Origin of the sequence: Rhodanobacter denitrificans (assembly GCF_003335105.1) — a bacterium.
GTDB classification, from domain to species: Bacteria; Pseudomonadota; Gammaproteobacteria; order Xanthomonadales; family Rhodanobacteraceae; genus Rhodanobacter; species Rhodanobacter denitrificans_A.
Map to the genome: position 1 here is coordinate 26,732 of NZ_QFWQ01000003.1, position 17,979 is coordinate 44,710.

Sequence of the window (17,979 nt, forward strand, 5' to 3'; positions counted from 1 at the left end):
TCCATCCTGATCAATTCGGAATAATCGCGCTGAAACCCGGAATCGCGATGGCGAAGGCGCGCTGCACGAACCAGCCCGACGCGATGGCAACGATCAACAGCGACCCCCAGCGCAGTACAGCCATGCGATAGAACCACGTTTTTCGCAGCAGGTAGGCCAGCGGCAGGAACGCTATCACGATACTTTCCTGGCCAATTTCCACGCCTACGCTGAAGCCTCCAAGCGATGCCGCCATGGCTCCGGCTGGCAACTGCAGCCCTTGCAGCGCGCTCGCGAAGCCCAATCCGTGGATGAAGCCGAAAGCGAAGGCAATCAGCCATACCCTCTTGTTCACTACCGGGAAGATGTTGTTCAACGCGGCAACCATGACCGACAGGGCGATCCCGGATTCCACCAGCCGGCTGGGCAAGTCCACGATGCCCAGCACCGCAAGTGACAGTGTTACCGAGTGCGAGAGACTGAAAGCGGATACGACCTTGATGACTTCCAGAAATGTCGGCCAGAATCTTGGCGCCGCCTCCCAGCGATAACGGCGTGGCTGCCCTGCAAAAAGCATCATGGCGCCGCTGCTCTCCGCCAGCACCGCCGTCTTGCGCCACCCACCCCCTGGTGGATCCAGGCGGTTCCTGATGAGCACGGCTGGCAGCAACAGTGAGAGCAGGAACAGGATGTGATCGATGCCCGTCCAGATATGCCAGATGCCGTCGACGACGAAACTCTTGAACTCGCCCCAACGATCCGGCTCATGCAAGTTCAGACGGGCAACCGGATTGCTCGGCCCCAGTACGGCGCCGGCGATCTTGTCGCCCGCGTGGATGGTAACGATACCGCGATGATAGGGATCGAGGTTGTGCATCAGGTGATAGACAACGGTAAGCGCGCTCGGAATGTTCTTGTCGCAAATTGCATCGAAGAAAATGACGTCGTAGGCACCGTCGGTGTGATCGTCGATTTCCTGTCCGGTTGCCTGCGTGGCGCACGTCAGACCATCACCCTTTATGGCAAGTTGTGGCAGTGCATAATCCTCGATCGCCCTGCGCCGCGCCTGCACTTCGCCCCAGGTGATGGCCCCGTCGTGGTTGCCGTCGATACCGATTGCGAAATCGAGATCGCGCAGGGCGATGTCCCATTGGCCATGCAGCACATGCTTGTTGTGTGCATCGGTGTGCAGATTGAGGTAGGCATCGCTTTCCTTGTGGGCCACGGCGCTCAGCGGCAGGAGGGCAGCCGCGAGAATGAACAGCATGGTGAATAGCCTGCGCGCGTTCATGGGCCATTTCTTGTCGATACAGCTGTTGCGGCTATCGCTACCTGTTGCGTCTTCACCTGTGCCACCAGCGGATCAATCGTCACGTCACTGAGGTGCGTGCGGGCAATGAAATCGAGCACAGGCTGGGCGGCTGCCGGGTCATGGGCGGCAAGTGCTGCCTCGAGGTAGGCACGCACATCCTTGGGCGCTCGCTGCACCTTCCAGTCCCGCTTCGCAAGGTCGAGAGCGGCGCCGGAGTCATGCCGGACATGCAGCATGAAACTGGATTGTTCACGCATGAAGACATGGTCGCCGCGTTGCTCCATGGACTGGAAGCGGTCGTCCATCTCGGCGATATCAGCCCTGGTTCGCGCCAGACCCAGCGCATTCTCTGCGGATATCAGGACCAGAAACGACGTATCGGACTGAGTGTCGCCGCTGACCAGGTCGATGGCTTCCCGAGCGCGCCCTTGATCGACCAGGAATTCGCCGTAGTCGGCGAGTAGAAAATTGTCGCCTGGTACAAGCTGCAGGGCCTTCCTGAAGTGGTCGTCGGCCACCTCCGGCTTGCCCATGCGTGCGGCGGTCTCGGCCATGAGGCCCTCGATCCAGGCTTTGATGGCCGCAGGCGCCTTGGGCCCCGGATCCTCGACCAGGGAAAGCAGCACGTAGGCTTGATCGGCATGCCCGGTAAGCGAGCGCAGTGAGGCGGTGCAGACCATGCCCATGAGATTGAAGCTGACATCGGACAGGTGAATGCAGGCACGATTGGCCAGCTCATCGTCGCCCTGCACCATCGCGACCGTGGCCAGCGTCAACCAAGCCTGGGCGTTGTCCGGGTCGCGCTCGAGAATGTGTTGCAGTTCCTCGCGTGAGGCCTGAAATTCGTGGCGGCTTTGCTGGATCGTCGCGTGCACCAGCAGCACTGGAATCGGTGGAGAGGTCTGCGCCATCGCAGGCGCGATTACCGCCATTGCCCGCCCGAGAAAACGCGCATCGCCCGTCGAACGTCCGTAGTCGATATATGCGATGGCCAGCGCCACCGCCCTGTTCACATCCTCGGGATGCTGCTGCAGATCGCGTCGCAACTGCTCGAAATGGCGAACGCGCGGATCGGTCGTCGGCGGCACTCTTTGCAGAACGACGGCCGCATTGGTCGGGGTGTACGGCGCGCGGTGTTCGGCCTGCACGTTGCCGACCGTAAACAACAACGCCAGCGGAACCAGAAAACGCAGTACACGGCAACGCGTAGTGCCGTTGCCATGCACTGCGTCGAACTCGCCTTCATGTTCGTAACTCACGGCGGTTGCTCGAAGGCGGTCAGGAATGGACGATCAATTGGCAGGCAGACCATTGACGCCGTTGGGCGCACCAGGAAGCGGCGGCATCAGGTACGGGAAGTAACCCAGATAGGTGTCGGCGGGGTTCTCATTGCCGGTTACATGCTCGGTTGCAGCGGTCGGCCCCGGCGAACGCGCGCCATCGGTGAATGGCGCACCATGGTTCGGATCGCTGGTCTGATTGCCGCAACTGCCAACAGCACCGCACAAGGCGCCTTCCGCAACGCGCAGGGTGACGTCGACAACGTCATCGTACGGCCGCCTGCCGTTCGGGAAGCCCGCCAGATCGTGGCCCAGCACGCCAAGATCATTTTGCAGTTGCGGTGGTGTGGGCTTGATCGATGTATTCAGCCGCAGTTCTTCCGCCGGCGTGACATGCATAGGCTGGTTGAGCCCTTTCACGCCTGTCAGGTAGACGCTGACCAGATCATTACGCGGCATCTGCGGTACCTGAGTGCCGAACAATGCATGCAGCAACACCGGCACCGAAGGATTGGTGACGTATTTGAGGAACTGTGCATCGTTGCTGGGCATGCTGCCGTTGAATTTGTCCTTGTCCTTCAGCCCGATCACCAATTCGTTGACCAGTGGCTGACCCAGACGCGACACCTGTACGTAATTGCCGCCGCCCAAGGCCATGCTGGAGGTGGTCCAGCCGCCGATGATGGGGTTGCTGGCGCCGGTCAGGCAGCTGGCCGGTAGTTCCAGAGCCAGAGTGGTCACATCCTTGTGGGTCAATGCGTTGCGGCCGCCGTCGCGCGGGCCGAGGGGATTGAGATTCACCAGGTCGAATATTTCACCCACGTTGACGACAAAACCGTCCTTGCGTTGGCCGACGAAGACACGCCCCGGCCTTGGGCATCCGGGCACGACCACGTCATAGACATAGCTGTCAGCGTAGTTCGCATACTGTGCGATCGACTTTTGGCCGATGTCGTCTACCGGCTTGGTAAACGTGCCGGCACTGCCAGCGGCGGTGACCACCGGCTGCCACGTCACGGGATCATCCGCATCACCGCGGCGCACCTGAAGCGTATAGGTTTCAATGCGATTGAGGTTCGCCTGATTGGTGGCGGAAACCGGACCTATATTGAGCAACGGTACGGCAATCGCCTGACCACCGGCCGGAACCGTCAGGTTCTTGTAGGTGTTGGTGAACTTGAAGCGGAAAGTGAGATCCGCATGGCCGGAACCGTCCGTGTCGATATTGAAGTCGTAGTAGCCCTTGTCATTCAGCGGGAAAAAATTCGGGCCGCCGGTAGGATCCTGCAGAGGGTTGTAGTTGGCCAGAAGCGTTACATAGCCTTGGCGTCCGGGCTCATAGCTCATGAACATGTAGAAGTCGCTGGCGTCCATCTGCGGCAGGGTGCTGATGAACGGCGCCTCCCGATGACTTGACGCCAGGGCCACTGCCGGCAGCAGGCTCAAACAAAAAAACAACGGTTTCATTTTCAGTTTCATGATGATGCCTCATCACAGTCGATTCACAGCCATCCGCGGACCGCTAGAGCTTGTGGCTGAAGCGATTCCAGGCGGTTCCCGGTTATCGGGTACAACTTCTTTGAATGGCTCTGCGTCGTACAGTGCGTGCTGCAATGAGCTCAGATGCAGTCCACGACTGGTCCCCTCGCATACTTCGCTTCCTTGGAAGACATAGGAAGTACGCCGCTGTCTGTGACCTGGATGCATCTTTTGAGAATCGTTTATGTTAGATTCATCTTCAATGCAGCGGCCTGATTTGCAGGATCGATCGGATCTGATCGCATGTTCGGTTCGGGCATGAAAATGCGCACGCTCCGCCTACCATGTCCGATGGGGGCGGCAACTCGCAGTTACGCGAAACGGATTCGCGACTGGGATTTCCCGTAACGTTCCTTGCGGCACCGCAAAGATCGCCAGCGACAATTTGATGAACGTCTTTTCGTCCGATCGATCGCACCGCCGCGTAACGTGGCGTCATTGCTTCGGCCCGTGACCGAACCGATTCCGGACCACCAGCCCGGAGAAATTCTCGCTGCACCTTTTTGCCTTTTCGGCGCCTGGGTTTCCCGAAAGGGCGTCTTGCGACGGATCTCGCGTCCATGATGAACCGATGGCCAGGTCAACTGATCCGGCATCGTTTACGCTCTGTCGACGCTTCGATCGGGGGCGAAAATCAGAATTTTTTCGATCCTTTTTCTTCGTCGTTCTTACCAAGCGAAGCATGCTCTTCATACGGATGCTCCATTTGCGGGAGGGTTTGCTTGCCCCCCGTTCCAACGGATCACCTGCTCAACTGCAATGTGAGGCTACTCAGACAGAAGCTTCACACAGCCTAGGCGGCAACGACTCGCATCATCGTGAGGCAGGCTCATACAGCCTCGTTCCTTGACCGCGAGCGGAGGTTGCCATGCCGCATACGATGGAAGCGCGCTCTATTACAAGAGCTGGGGTACAGGCCGGCCGGTGGTACTCATCACGGCTGGCCGCTGTCGGCCGACAGTTGGGATGCGCAGTCGATGGCGCTGGCGGATGCCGGTTTCCGCGCCATCGCCCATGACCGCCGCGGCTTCGGCCGCTCGGATCAGCCTTGGGACGGCTACGACTACGACATGCTGGCCGATGACCTGGCGGCAGTGATGAAGGGAACCGGCGCCGTGTCCGATGTCGCGCTGGTAGGTTTCTCGATGGGCGGCGGCGAAGTCGCCCGCTACATGAATCGTCACCGGGGTGCGGGTGTGACCAGGGCCGTGCTCGTCTCGTCGGTCGTACCGTACATGCTTAAGACCGACGATAACCTGCATGGCACGCCACAGAAGACATTCGACGAAATTGGGGACGGCATCAAGTCCGATCGCGCGCATTCCTTCCGGCAAACCTTCTTTCCGCAATTTTTCGGAGTCGGCCCGATATCCCATCCGGTCAGTGACGAGTTGCTGGCCATGTGCACGGAAACCGCATTGCAGGCGGGCCTCAAGCCCATGCTGGCCTGTGCCAAAGCATTTTCGCATACCGACTTCCGCGGCGATCTGGCCTCGTTCAACGTGCCGACCCTGATCATTCATGGCACCGCTGATAAGACCGTCCCCATCGACGCCGCCGGCCGCGCAGCCGCCAAGGGCATCGCCAACAGCACTCTGCTTGAATATGACGGCCAGCCGCATGGACTGAATGTCACGGCCAACGACAGGTTGACCAAGGACCTTCTCCATTTTCTGGCGCAGTAACGGGTTCTGCCCCGCCGGCGAGGCTTTGTACCATCCCGACGAACTTGCTGCCCTTGCTGCCCGTCTACTTGCGGTTTTCGACGGTGGCGCCCCCGGCTTCGTGGGCATGGGAGGCGTAGCAAACCCGCCTCGATGACACAGGCTAATCGCCCTGCCCTGGCGCTCCCGCACGAAGGTTCTGCCCGCGAACTTGCATTTTGCTGGTCGGGTGCATAACCAGCCGGCGCGCAGCCTCGTAGACCGCGTCGTGGCCCGTGTTCCAATCTTCAAACCTGAGTGGTACGACGATATCCGGCTGCAGACTCTTCACCCTGACTGGATAGAGCCAGTTGAGCCAAAAGCATTCGTGCCAGTTGTCGCAGGGGTGTTGGTAGTCGTGCTTCGCCGTCTGCGGGTAGGCGCATACCTTCAGGTTGGGCAAGCAGGCTTTGTTGCCCTCGGAGAAAAAGGACAAACGATCGCCGACCGGCTCGCCAATGATCGTGACCCGGTCGCCGCCGGCGTCTTTGACGAATGCGGCAGTCGTGATGGCGGCGGAAAAAGTCTGCGCGTCGGTGAGTACGAAGATGCGACCGCCTGGCGCGAGCAAGTTCGGCAGCACATGTGTGAAGTGCCAGGTGTTGGTGTAATCACCACCACCATCGCCACGCAGGTCGAGTATCACGGCGCAAGGCGGGTTTGCGCGAAGCGTTGTTTCCGCCGCAGCGAGAAACGGTGCAATCCGGTCGCTACCTACGTCCCCGATACTCTGCAGTCGCACAACCTGGGCGCAGCTGTCCGCAGCAGGGAATATCCGGAAAGGATTATCGAAATCCCGCCATGTTTCCGGCAGCTCGGCGGATTGAGGATGGTAAGCGCTCCAGTCTTGCTCGACACCCTTGCTCGGTTCGGGCGACAACCAACTTCCTTCCGGAGGCATGCCGTCGCCCTTGTGCATCGAATAAGCATCCAGCCGACGCGTCACGGTTCGACCATCGGGCAGCACGACAGTCCAGGCCGAAGTCTTGGGGTCGGTAGCGATACCCAGACCGTACAGCAAGTCCTGCACGATGATGTATGTCGCGTCGTTCTCCCGGCGAAAATCCTCCACGCCGCCGCGAAGCGTATCCAGTTGAAGCAATATCTGATCGATCGGATGCCCGTCGATGCTTACCACGCGACCGCCGAGCATCTCGCGATAGGCAGTCGCCGCCCGGGTTACGTAGAAGCCCTCCGCGAAGCGCGTCACCCTCAGCGGAACGATCAGCGTGCCTTGGTCGGCCGTGGCATCCATGCGGGAATGACCATTGTCGGCCAGTGCCATTACCTGCATTAGCGCCACATGCAACATGGGTGATGGCAGCGCATTCGGCAGGGCTCGGAGAGCGGCGATGCGTGCTTCCGCCGTTTCGCGTTCAGCGGGCAAAAAAGCACGATCACGCGCCATGACCTTGGCGAAATAGTCGACATCTTGCTGTTGCGCCTCGAGTGCCGATGCCGGCGTCGGATAACTGGCGTCTGGCGCAGCGCGATGGAAATTGAAGTGGAGCGCAAGGGCCAATCCACCCACGATCACCACGAGCGCCAAAGCCGCACTTGCGAGAACAAGACCCACTCGTCGGAGGATTGCGCGCACTGGTCACCCGTTTGTCCAGCCCAAGACGCTCGGCAGCACCGATAGCTTGCATCGGCAGCCGAATAAGCCAGTAGTGCCGCAAGTCACGTGGACCTCGACGCTTGAGATGTGCGCTTTGGGTTGTGGACATAGAACTAAGCTGACCCATGGGCGACCTGATAGCCCCGATAACTCTCCCTAATCGCTTTACCAATGCGCCTGCTGTCAGTCAAAGTCAGCCCCCGCAGCTCCTCACGTTAAGGCGCCTATGCTCAACGTGTGCTGTTGCCTAGTGCGGGGGCGTATTCAGCGTCACGACTGTCAACGCGTAGCGTCCAAGTGAAGCATCAAGCTCATTCGCCACAGCCCGTGATCCAGCGTCCATAGATGGACAAATCTCTCGCCCCGTGTGGAACAAGAGACGCTGTTGATCGCGCAGAAGCACTGCGTCCCATTGACTAGCGCACTGTCGTCCCCCATCCCACGCACCGACAGACTGCCGGGCATCACTTGCCGATGCAGACGACCGCAGACCCTGTCGCGCGCATCGATCACCGGGTCGATGTGCCGCCCATCGGGCGCCCTGAGGGCGGTGCCGGCAAACAAGCTGGCGCGCAGTGCATGCAGGTTGCAGGTGTTGTAGGCGTGGGTCAGTGCGCCTTCGCGTGCAATGAGGGCCTGGCGTAGCCAGGCGTCGTCGGTGCGGTGGCCGGGCGGGGCCGGCGAGGCGAAGGCGGTGGTGGCAACCATGCTGATCGCCGTGGCGGCAATGGCATGACGCAGAACGGTGCGGATTTTCATGGCGTGGCTCCTTCTGTGGGGGAGTGACCGAGCAAAGCGCTACCGTGGCGGCCGTCCGAAGACGGCCGAGGATGTGTGGAAACCCGGCGGAGGTTGGTTGATGTCGGGCGTGGGGAGCGCCCGGCTCGCGACCGGTGAAACGGGTGGATCAGCGGTGGCGGAACGCCCTCGCCAGCGTGCCGTCGGGGTCGACCACGAGACTGATGGTCTCCGTGCCGTGGGCGCGCTTCACCGAATAGACGTCATCGCCATACTGATTGACGCCGGTGAAGGTGTACGACCGCACCGGACCGAGTTCGGCGAGGTACTGCTCGCGTGAGGCGCGCTGCTTCTTGCGGACCTCCACGAGGTCTTTGCTCATGCCGGCGCCGTCGTCAGGATCGCGCAGCAGGAGCTTCAACGCCTTCAGGCTGCCTGGGTACGGCTGCTCGGCACGGATACGCTCAGCCAGCGCGGCGTCGATCCGCCCGGCCTCGGCGGCATCGATGCGCTGCGTGTCCAGCACGGTATGGCCGTTCATTTCGATGGCCATGCGCTGGGCGTGCCCGCTTGCGTCCATGACGAAGTGCGCGACTGCAGGTTGCCCTTGGACGGCGAACCGGTCGGTGCCCAGCGGCACTGCATAGAATGGCTTCGGCGCCGCCATCTGCGCGCTGATCGCGAGGATGAGGCCGTTCCCGGCGCGGGTGACTGCAACCTTCGAGATCGCGCTAACTCCGAAGAAGCCCACATAGCGATCCAGAACGGCTGGCGGCAGCGTGACTGCACCCTTCACCTCAGGTGCCGCGCCACTCGGCGGCGTGACCTGCGCCGCGAACACGGTCATGCCCAGCGAGGCACACACCAGCACCAGCGCCGACACGCCAGCCCATTTGTTCCGTTTCGTCAGCATGAGCTTGATCCTCTGTTCCAGAAAGGAACCGGATTCGGACATCGCTGGTACCAGGCCGATCCGGGAAGCCTGGCACTCCCCCACGTGCAGCAGGGTTGCGCAGTACGTCACGAGGTCGTGGCCGCCGCGGAGCACACGGGCATCGCAGTCCACCTCGATGGCGCCGCGCAGACGATGGAATTGCCACCACAGCAGCGGATTCCATGGCATCAACGCCAGCAGCGTCACGGCCAGCGCGATCAAGCGCGGGTCGCCTGCTTCCAGATGCGAGCGCTCGTGCGCCAGCACGTCGCGCTGCTGCTCCGGCGCCTGCAGCAACCATGCCGGTACTACGATCCGCGGCCGCAGCAGGCCAGCCACGGCGGGGCCCGCATCCGACGCCACCAGCACGTGCTCGCCGCAAATCGTGGCCTCGGTCCAATTGCGCTGGCGCCGATGCAACAGCACGGCGCTAGCGGCCAGCGCACATAGCGTCAACAGCGATAGGGCAAGCCAGGCGGTTCGTATCCACATCGCCACGGGATCTGGAGCGCCATAGGGCTGCGAGCCGTCCAGCGGCATCAGCAGCGCCGGCATCGGAATGGAGGTGGCGTCGCGCAGTACGATCGGTGGCGGCATCGAGCCGGACTGCAGCATGCCCGGAAGGCGCAGCGTCACTGAGGAGATCAGCGCCGGCAGCGCCAGCGAGCCGACCATCGCGATGAGCCAGACCCAGCGAGTTGCCCCACGGCGTACCCGCGCCGCGCGTTCGGCGGTGAAGGCGGCTGCGCCCAGCGCGAGCGCCACCAGCGTGGCGTAGATCATCCAGGCGATCATTCTGGCTTCTCCTTGTCCGCGTGTTTGGCCAGCAACTGGCGGATGCGTGCGAGCTGGTCGGCGCTGAGCTTCTGCTCGGAGACAAGGTGCGAGAACAGCAGCTCGGTGGACCCTTTGAACAGCTTCTCGGTGAGGTGCTGCACGGCGTTCTTGCGCGCCGCCTGCTGCTTGATGGTGGCAAAGAAGCGGTGCCCGCGACCAGCTTCCTCGTGGCCCACGTAGCCCTTGGTCTCCAGCGTGCGTAGCACGGTCAGCACGGTGGTGTAGGCCAGCGGGTCAGCGACGTGTTCGCGCACTTCGGCCACCGTGGATGCGCCCAGCTCCCAAAGCGCCTGCATCACATCGGCTTCACGGTCGGTGAGAGAGATCTTCATGCCGTCCACCCGCCTAATCTACTAATGGTGTAGTAGATACTAGACGGACCACAGGCGTTGTCAACTATATTTGTAGTAGATAATCTCATTCCACGCTAAGAAGCCGCCAGTCACACCTGCCATCTTCAGCCGCGCGCTTCATCCGGGACCTCCCTGCCAAGGAGCCATGCCATGCGTCTCCCTTCCCTATCGAGCCGCTCCGCCCTCGGTCTGGCTCTCTGCGTGCTTGCCTTGGCGTGTACCGCATCGCCGGCGCGAACGGACGCTCCTGCCATGCCTCCTAAGGCAGCGGCCTCGGCTGCGCCTTTGCCCGCGGGCTACACGGCGGATCTCGCGCAGCTGGATGGCTATGCGCTCGGCTTGACCCAGGCGGACCGGTTTTCCGGCGTCGTCCTGGTGGCGCGCGATGGGCACGTGATGTTCGAAAAGGCCTACGGCAAGCGCGATGCCGAGCGTAACGACCCGGCAACCGTCAATACCCGCTTCAATCTCGCCTCGGCCGGCAAGATGTTCACCAGTGTGGCCGTCTTTCAGCAGATTGCGGCCGGGCGGCTGTCCCTCGATACGCATGTCGGCGAGGTGCTGAAGGATTACCCAAACCGACGTTTCGCCGATAGCGTCACCGTGCGCGAGCTGTTGACCCACACGGGTGGAGCGGGCGACATTCCGTTGTTCGGCGTCGAGAATGCCGCCAACCGGGCTCGCGTGCACACGGTCGCCGAGATGCTGGCCCTCGGCGACGATCGGCCACCCGATTTCACGCCCGGCACGAAGCTGGTCTACGGCAATTTCGGCAACGTCGTGCTCGGCCGCATGGTCGAAGTGCTTTCGGGCGAGGATTACGAGACCTACGTCCGCCGGCACATCTTCGAGCCGGCCGGCATGACGCACACCGGTTTCGTCGACTGCATGTCAAGCGCGCCGGATCTCGCGGTCGGCTACGCCACGGTGAACGGCAAGCGCGTGTCCAACTGTGAGGTGCTGCCCGCCCGGGGCTTCCCTGCCGGCGGCGAAGTATCGACGGGGCGCGACATGTTCCGGTTCGTGCGTGCACTGCAGACGGGTATGCTGTTGCCGCGCGCGCTGTTTGCCGAGGCGACGCGTACCTATCGCGAGTTCATGGGGTTGGGCTTCTTTGCGACTGGTTACGGATTGGACAGGCCCGGCCGGGATTTCCGCTGGGGCCATGGTGGCAGTGCAGCGGGTATTTGCACCGACGTGCGCACCTACCCAGCCACCGACGAGACGATCATAGTGCTCAGCAACCGCAGTCCGCCCGATTGCTATCCGGTCGCCAACTTCCTGCACCAGCAATACGACGAGCGGGGGCACCACTTCACCGGAGCGATGTCATCTCCCCGTAGCGGAGGGCAGATGGAAGCACGTGGGGAGGGCTGAAGCCATCGCAGCCGCTGACCACGGGTCCGACGAAACAAGGTAGTACGTCGCAAGGCCGGAGCAGGCGCTCAAGGATGAAGTTGCCCTAACCCCCGATAACGTACCCTAATCGTGCCCGGTGCTGGCGCGACAGGAATATCGCGATTGTCGAAGTACTTGAAGCCGTACTTACTGATCCGTGGCGGTCGCGGAAGCCACCCTTCCCTGCCCTCGACAACGCTCACTTCGTCCGGCGTGGGTCCAGGACGTTTTCAGGGACAGGTTTTCGGCCATTCGCGGCGGTGATGTGCAAGCCAGACCAACGGCGGATCCGCCGCGGCGAATTCAGTGGAAGTCCCGCGAGCGCGCATCCAGCGCACCCAGCAGCGGGGTGAGGTCCTTCAGCCGGTGTGCGATCAGATGGCTGACGCCATCCACGTTTTCCCACTGCCCTTCCACGGCGAGTAACCGTGCCTGCAGCAGCGCCCGACGCTGTGCCTCGGCCACCCGCTGCCATACGATGACATTGATCAGGCCATGCTCGTCCTCCAGCGTCACGAAGATGATGCCGCTGGCGGTTTGCGGTTGCTGTCGCGACGTCACCAGTCCGGCCACGCGCACGCGACTGTTGTGCGGCTGCTGGCGCAGGGTTTTTCCGTCCATGCAATGTGCCGCGTTCAACCGGGCGCGGATCTGCCGCAGCGGATGCGTTCCCAGGCTGAGGCCGACACGCGCGTAATCCGCCAGGGTGTCCTCGGCCTGCGTGGGCAAGGGCAAGCTCACGGCCTGCTCGGCGGGGCTTTCGATACCGAACAGCGGCAGCTGTGCCTCGACCCCGGCCACCGCCCAGCGCGCGCGATGGCGATGGCCGGCCAGCCCGCGCAAGGCCGCCGCATCGGCCAGCAGCTCCTGATGACGGCGATCGAGGCCGGCCCGCGAGCACAGGTCGGTGACGTCGGCGAACGGCCGCTGCCTGCGCGCCGCCATCAAGCGAAGCGCGGTCGCTTCGGAGCATCCCCGCACCATGCGCAGGCCCAGCCGGATCGCGCGCGCATCGGCATGGCCGCGCTGGTCGGGTTCCAGCGTGCAATCCCAGTCGCTGAAGCGCACGTCCACCGGGCGCACCGCGACGCGATGACGCCGCACGTCCTGCACGATCTGGCTCGGCCCGTAGAAACCCATCGGCTGCGCATTGAGCAGCGCGCAGGCGAACGCCGCCGGGTAATGGCACTTCAGCCAGCTCGAGACGTAGACCAGATTGGCGAAACTTGCTGCGTGCGACTCGGGAAAACCGTAGGAACCAAAGCCCTTGATCTGTTCGAAGATGCGTGCGGCGAATTCCGCCGTGTAACCGTTTTTCAGCATGCCCTGCATCAGCTTGTCGCGATGCGGCTCCAGTCCGCCATGGCGTTTCCATGCAGCCATCGAGCGGCGCAGCTTGTCGGCCTCGCCATCGGTGAAGTCGGCCGCCACGATGGCCAGCTTCATCACCTGTTCCTGGAACAACGGGACGCCGAGCGTGCGCTCCAGTACGTTCCTGAAAGCCGGCGACGGATAGTCGACCGGCTCCTCGCCGTTCCGGCGCCGCAGGTACGGATGCACCATGTCGCCCTGGATCGGACCGGGCCGCACGATCGCCACCTGGATCACCAGGTCGTAGAAATTCGCCGGTCGATGCCGTGGCAACATCGCCATCTGCGCGCGGCTTTCGATCTGGAAGACGCCGACGGTATCGGCGCGCCGGATCATCTCGTAGGTTGCGCGGTCACCCGGCTCGATCGTCGCGATGGTCTTCGTCACGCCATGCCTGCTTTCCAGCAGAGCGAAGCATTTGCGCAGACAGGTCAGCATGCCCAGCGCCAGGCAATCGACCTTCAGCATGCGCATGTAATCCAGGTCGTCCTTTTCCCACTGGATGACCGTGCGGTCGGGCATCGCCGCGTTTTCCACCGGCACCATTTCGCTCAACGAGGCATCGGAGATCACGAAACCGCCGACGTGTTGCGACAGATGCCTCGGCATGCCGAGCAGCTCGCATGTGAGCTTCAACACGCGGCGGATGATCGGGCTGTCCGGATCGAAACCCTGTTCGCGCAACCGCTCCTCGGCCGCACTGTCGCCCCAGCCACGCGCAAAGACATCGCTGAGCCGGTCGACCTGGTCCAGCGGCAGGCCGAATGCCTTGGCCACGTCGCGCACCGCACTGCGACCGCGGTAGCAGATCACGGTGGCAGCCAGCGCCGCGCGCTCGCGCCCGTATTTCCCGTAGATGTACTGGATGACCTCCTCGCGCCGCTCGTGCTCGAAATCGACATCGATGTCGGGCGGTTCGTCGCGATCCTCGCTGATGAAGCGCGCCACCAGCAGGTTGTTCACCTCCGGATCCACCTCGGTCACGCCCAGCGCAAAACACACGGCGGAATTGGCGGCCGAACCGCGGCCCTGGCAGAGAATGCCTTCGCCACGTGCGAACCGGACGATGTCATGCACGGTGAGAAAAAAGGGTTCGTACTTCTTCGACGCGATCAGCGCCAGTTCGTCGTCGATCAGCTTGCGTACCTTGTCGCTGACACCCTGCGGCCAGCGCCAGCGGATGCCCTCCTCCGCCAGATGGCGCAGCCAGCTGGTGGGCGTATGGCCATCCGGCACCAGTTCCGTCGGGTAGTCGTACTTGAGTTCGCCCATCCGGAACGTGCAGCGTTCGGCGATGCGCACGCTTTCCTGCATCAGGGCTTCGGGGTAGATGCCGGCCAGCACGTCGCGTCGGCGCAAATGCCGTTCGCCATTGCGGAAGATCAGCGCGCCCGCCGCGGCGATCGGCACGCGATGGCGGATCGCGGTGAGCGTGTGCTGCAAGGCCAGCCGACGGCGCACGTGCATGTGCACGTCGCCGCTGGCCACCAGCGGAAGATCCAGGGCATGCCCGAGCGCATGCAGTTCGCGCAGGCGCGCGGCGTCATCGGGCCCGCGATGCAGTTCAACCGCCAGCCATGCGCGGTCGCCGAACGTCGCGCGTGTCCAGCGGCCGTGGGCGGTATCCGGTTGCAGCCCGGGCATCCACAAGGCCAGCGTGCCCGGCATGCCGCTTTCCATGTCCGCGCAGGTGAGCCGGTACGTGCCTTTTCCCGAAGCGCGGCGCCCGTGCGTGATCAAGCGGCAGAGTTCGGCATAGCCCTGCCGGCTCTCGCACAGCAGCACCAGCTTCGGGCCATCCTCGAGCTGGAACTCGGCGCCCACGATCAGTTTCAGGGCGGTTTCGTTCGATGCCTGGTACGCGCGCACGACGCCCGCGAGCGAACATTCGTCGGTGATCGCCAGCGCACGGTAACCGCATGCCCTGGCACGCTCGAACAACTCAGCCGCGTTCGAGGCGCCGCGACCGAAGGAGAAATCGGACAGGCAATGCAGTTCGGCGTAATCGCTCATGCGAGCCGGCTCATGCAAACCAGCCCTGCAGCATCCAGCCGCCCTGCTCGCCGGGCGGACAGAAGGCCCACGCCCGCTGGCCGAGCGAAGTCTCGACCACGTAGTAGTCGCGGCACGCTTCGCCGCCATCCCACCAGCCGGTTTCCAGCCGCTCGGGGCCGATCAGGATGCGCGGCGACGGGCCGCGCAGTGGAACCGGATGCGCCAATAGCCAAGTCGGCCGTGGCGATGGCTCGTCGTGGACGCCACCGCATTCGGCCACTGCCTGGGCACGTTCGGGGCGTGGATCGGTGGTGCTTCCCAGCCGATAGACCGCCCGATCGCCAAGGCGCGCGCGCAGGCGTTCGCGCAGCTGTCCGATCGGCAATGCATTCGCCGGCCGCTCGTCGAACAGATCGCGCCCGGCGGGTACGAACGCCGGCAGGTCGCGCGCGATCAGGCGCAGCGCCGGCACCGGCTCGGGGAGTGCGACGTGCTCCAGCCGGCCTCGTGCGAACTCGAACAGCATTGCGCCATTGCGCTCCGACGCCAGCAGCCCTACGGGCACATCGGTATAACGGCCTTCGCGATGTTCCAGGCGCAACAGGAAACGTTGCACGCCGCCATCGCGACCGGCGAGATAGGCGGAAAGATCATCGGCCATGCGCCGCACCGGGAAGACCAGCGCCGATCGATTTTCCACCTCGTGGAGCAATTCGATGCGCAGGTCGAAGATGTCCGGCGGACGATACAAATCCAAGCCGGAGGGACGGTCACCGGTGAGGCGGTCCAGCGCATCCAGCAGTTCCGCGCCGAAGCGCCGGCGCAAGCCATCCCGCGGCAGCGCCAGCACCTGACCCAGGCTGCGGATGCCCATGCCCGGCAGCGCGGCGATGGCGTTCGCCGGCAGAGAGCTCTTCGCGATCGGCACCCGCTGCAAGGCATGGCGCAGCGCATCGGCAGACAGCACCGCCTGCCCATCGGAAACCGTGGCCAGCACATGCGCGGCGTGAGCCGTAGGTGCCGTGGCCAGCCGATGACGAAATCCAAGTTCGGTGAAATCCGCGCGCAGCATCGACGCAAGCCGCGGCCACGGCCCGAACAGGCCCATGCTCCGGCTGACCTCCAGCACGATCGCATGCGGCAGCAGGCTGACCTCGGAGCTGTAGCGATAAGCCACGGCGGCCAGAAACCGGTGCCATCGATCGACCGAGCCGCGGTCATACGGAACCGCCTCGAATTTCGACAGCAGCGCCTGCGCGGCGCTCAGCCGCTGCCCGACGTGCAGGCCGGCCGCTTGTGCGGAATCATTGGCCGAAACGATCGTGCGCGCGTTGACCGGGCCGTCGGCGAGCACCAGCGGCCCCGGCGCGGGGCGGCGCCGAAGAATCCCATCCATGGCCAGATGCGGCAGGTTGATGCAGGTCCAGAGCATGTGCGGCCACCATCAACGGGCAAGCTGCGTCAGCGGAACGGGCCGGGGCGGCACGGCCCCGCCGCGGCATTTGCGCACCCATATCCGCGGCTGCGGCGAGGCTTCCAGTTCCAGCCGCAGCGCTGCCGGCGAGGCGTTGGAAAGATGGGAGCGATCGCGGAACACGAAGGCGAGCGCCTGGCCGGTGACCGCCGCCACCTGCAGGCGGCGCAAGGCGCGATCGTCGGCCTGTCGTGGCCACGCCAGCACGGCGGCGCAGCTTCCCGAGCGCAGGCATTGTTCGGTGGCCCAGAGCACGTCTTTTTCAGCGGCCTCGACGATGTCCACCCGGCGCATGTCGACACCCTGCTGGCGCCAGCCGGCGACACACGGCGCATACGGCGGCGACACGATCACGACGTGGCGCCGGCTTTGGGTCAATCGCGCCAGCGTAGGCAGCACCAGGCGGAGTTCGCCCACGCCATCGACGGGCAGCAGGATCTCGGACAACGAGGCGTCGGGCCAGCCGCCCGCCGGCAGCACGGCATCGAGTGCGCGCCAGCCGGTGGGCTGGTCGCCGGCCGGCACTTCGGGAGCACGGCCACGCCAGACCCGGCGTGCATCGAGCAACGCGGAAAGTGGAGCCACGGCGTTCATCAACTGCCTCGTAGCAGGCCTGCAAACAGGCCTTCGATCGCGAAGTCTTCGGCAGGGTCCACGTCGATGGGGCGGAAACCCGGGCTGTTGGGCAACAGGCGAACCACCTCGCCTTTCCAGTACAGCCGCTTGATCGTGAAACGATCACTGCCCACGCGGGCGGCCACCACTTGGCCGTGACGGGCCACCGGCGTGGCGTGCACCGCCACCAGGTCGCCATCGAGAATGCCCTCCCCGCGCATCGAATCGCCGACCACCCTCACCAGGTAGTCCGGCCGCAGCCGGAACAGCGAACGGGAGACACGCAGACTGCGATCGACCCGCGACTCCGAAAACAAGGGCTCACCGGCCGCGATGCGACCGATCAGCGGCAATTCCATCGTGTCCGCATCCATCGGATCGGACTCGCGCACCAACCGGATGCTGCGGGCGCGGTTGGGTTCGATGGTCAGCCGGCCTTTTGCTTCGAGCGAACGCACGTGCTTGAGCACCGCGCTGACGCTGTCGATGCCCAGTGCCTTGCCGATTTCCTCCAGCGTGGGCGACTGCCCATCGCGCTCGATCCGCGCGCGGATGAAGGCGAGGACGTTCGACTGGCGCTGGGTGATCTGAAGGGTCATGGTCCACATAGTTTCACCTAAATAGGTGAAAATTAAAAACGGAAGAAAATTGTATCGACACACTTATTTGAATCAATGATTTGACACAGTGATCGCATCCAATTTCGAAGATACGCTGCCCCCAGCATCACGCGCCGCCATCTCGCGGAATGAGATATCGGCGAGCCCTCCGGGATCGCCATACTTTCTGTTCCCCGAACTAGCTACCCGACGACCTTGCGCACCTGGTTGCGT

At 63.5% G+C, this 17,979-nt stretch carries 13 protein-coding genes; 2 read left to right on the forward strand and 11 right to left on the reverse strand.

Annotation, left to right across the window (positions count from 1 at the left end):
- Positions 1–10: 10 nt before the first annotated feature.
- The 3 genes from DEO45_RS02410 to DEO45_RS02420 are packed head-to-tail and all read right to left on the reverse strand — an operon-like array spanning position 11 to position 4,050.
- A complete protein-coding gene (locus tag DEO45_RS02410) occupies positions 11–1,270 on the reverse strand; it encodes a HupE/UreJ family protein (RefSeq protein WP_223250755.1) in 1,260 nt (419 codons plus the stop codon).
- Complete coding sequence (locus tag DEO45_RS02415) at positions 1,267–2,550, reverse strand: tetratricopeptide repeat protein (RefSeq protein WP_114340733.1); 1,284 nt, start codon at positions 2,548–2,550, stop codon at positions 1,267–1,269. The genes DEO45_RS02410 and DEO45_RS02415 overlap by 4 nt, the downstream gene beginning before the upstream one ends.
- A gap of 33 nt (positions 2,551–2,583) precedes the next feature.
- Complete coding sequence (locus DEO45_RS02420) at positions 2,584–4,050, reverse strand: DUF4331 domain-containing protein (RefSeq protein WP_223250756.1); 1,467 nt, start codon at positions 4,048–4,050, stop codon at positions 2,584–2,586.
- Between the two features lie 1,037 nt (positions 4,051–5,087).
- Between DEO45_RS02420 and DEO45_RS02425 the strand changes: the two genes are divergently transcribed.
- Positions 5,088–5,795 carry an alpha/beta fold hydrolase gene (locus tag DEO45_RS02425; RefSeq protein ID WP_262982182.1) on the forward strand — a complete coding sequence of 236 codons (708 nt, stop codon included), beginning with the start codon at positions 5,088–5,090 and terminating at the stop codon, positions 5,793–5,795.
- Positions 5,796–5,937: 142 nt separating this feature from the next.
- On the opposite strand, the gene DEO45_RS02430 is transcribed toward DEO45_RS02425, so the two are convergent.
- The 4 genes from DEO45_RS02430 to DEO45_RS02445 all read right to left on the reverse strand — a co-directional run bounded on the left by DEO45_RS02430 (position 5,938) and on the right by DEO45_RS02445 (position 10,272).
- A complete protein-coding gene (locus tag DEO45_RS02430) occupies positions 5,938–7,389 on the reverse strand; it encodes a hypothetical protein (RefSeq protein WP_147269674.1) in 1,452 nt (483 codons plus the stop codon).
- Between the two features lie 321 nt (positions 7,390–7,710).
- Positions 7,711–8,190 (reverse strand): nuclear transport factor 2 family protein, encoded by a 480-nt coding sequence (locus DEO45_RS02435; protein WP_114340735.1) that lies wholly within the window; start codon positions 8,188–8,190, stop codon positions 7,711–7,713.
- A gap of 148 nt (positions 8,191–8,338) precedes the next feature.
- The gene (locus DEO45_RS02440) at positions 8,339–9,898 is read right to left on the reverse strand and encodes a M56 family metallopeptidase (RefSeq protein ID WP_114340736.1); all 1,560 of its coding nucleotides are present in this window, start codon (positions 9,896–9,898) and stop codon (positions 8,339–8,341) included.
- Positions 9,895–10,272, reverse strand: coding sequence for a BlaI/MecI/CopY family transcriptional regulator (locus tag DEO45_RS02445; RefSeq protein ID WP_114340737.1), 378 nt, complete (start codon positions 10,270–10,272; stop codon positions 9,895–9,897). Before DEO45_RS02445 ends, DEO45_RS02440 begins: the two co-directional genes overlap by 4 nt.
- A gap of 273 nt (positions 10,273–10,545) precedes the next feature.
- On the opposite strand from DEO45_RS02445, the gene DEO45_RS02450 reads away from it, so the two are divergent.
- Complete coding sequence (locus tag DEO45_RS02450) at positions 10,546–11,670, forward strand: serine hydrolase domain-containing protein (RefSeq protein ID WP_189339663.1); 1,125 nt, start codon at positions 10,546–10,548, stop codon at positions 11,668–11,670.
- 324 nt (positions 11,671–11,994) lie between these two features.
- Here DEO45_RS02450 and DEO45_RS02455 read toward each other — a convergent pair whose 3' ends face one another.
- From DEO45_RS02455 to lexA, 4 genes are read right to left on the reverse strand one after another with little or no spacing between them, the layout of a single operon-like run.
- A complete protein-coding gene (locus DEO45_RS02455; protein ID WP_428992418.1) occupies positions 11,995–15,204 on the reverse strand; it encodes an error-prone DNA polymerase in 3,210 nt (1,069 codons plus the stop codon).
- Entirely contained in the window at positions 15,086–16,489 is a 1,404-nt protein-coding gene (locus tag DEO45_RS02460; protein ID WP_114340740.1) for a Y-family DNA polymerase, read from the reverse strand. The genes DEO45_RS02455 and DEO45_RS02460 overlap by 119 nt, the downstream gene beginning before the upstream one ends.
- A 12-nt stretch (positions 16,490–16,501) precedes the next feature.
- Positions 16,502–17,125: a translesion DNA synthesis-associated protein ImuA gene (gene imuA, locus DEO45_RS02465; protein WP_114340741.1), complete on the reverse strand. Its 624-nt coding sequence runs from the start codon at positions 17,123–17,125 to the stop codon at positions 16,502–16,504.
- Positions 17,125–17,745 carry a transcriptional repressor LexA gene (lexA, locus tag DEO45_RS02470; RefSeq protein ID WP_114341287.1) on the reverse strand — a complete coding sequence of 207 codons (621 nt, stop codon included), beginning with the start codon at positions 17,743–17,745 and terminating at the stop codon, positions 17,125–17,127. The genes imuA and lexA overlap by 1 nt, the downstream gene beginning before the upstream one ends.
- Between the last annotated feature and the right edge of the window lie 234 nt (positions 17,746–17,979).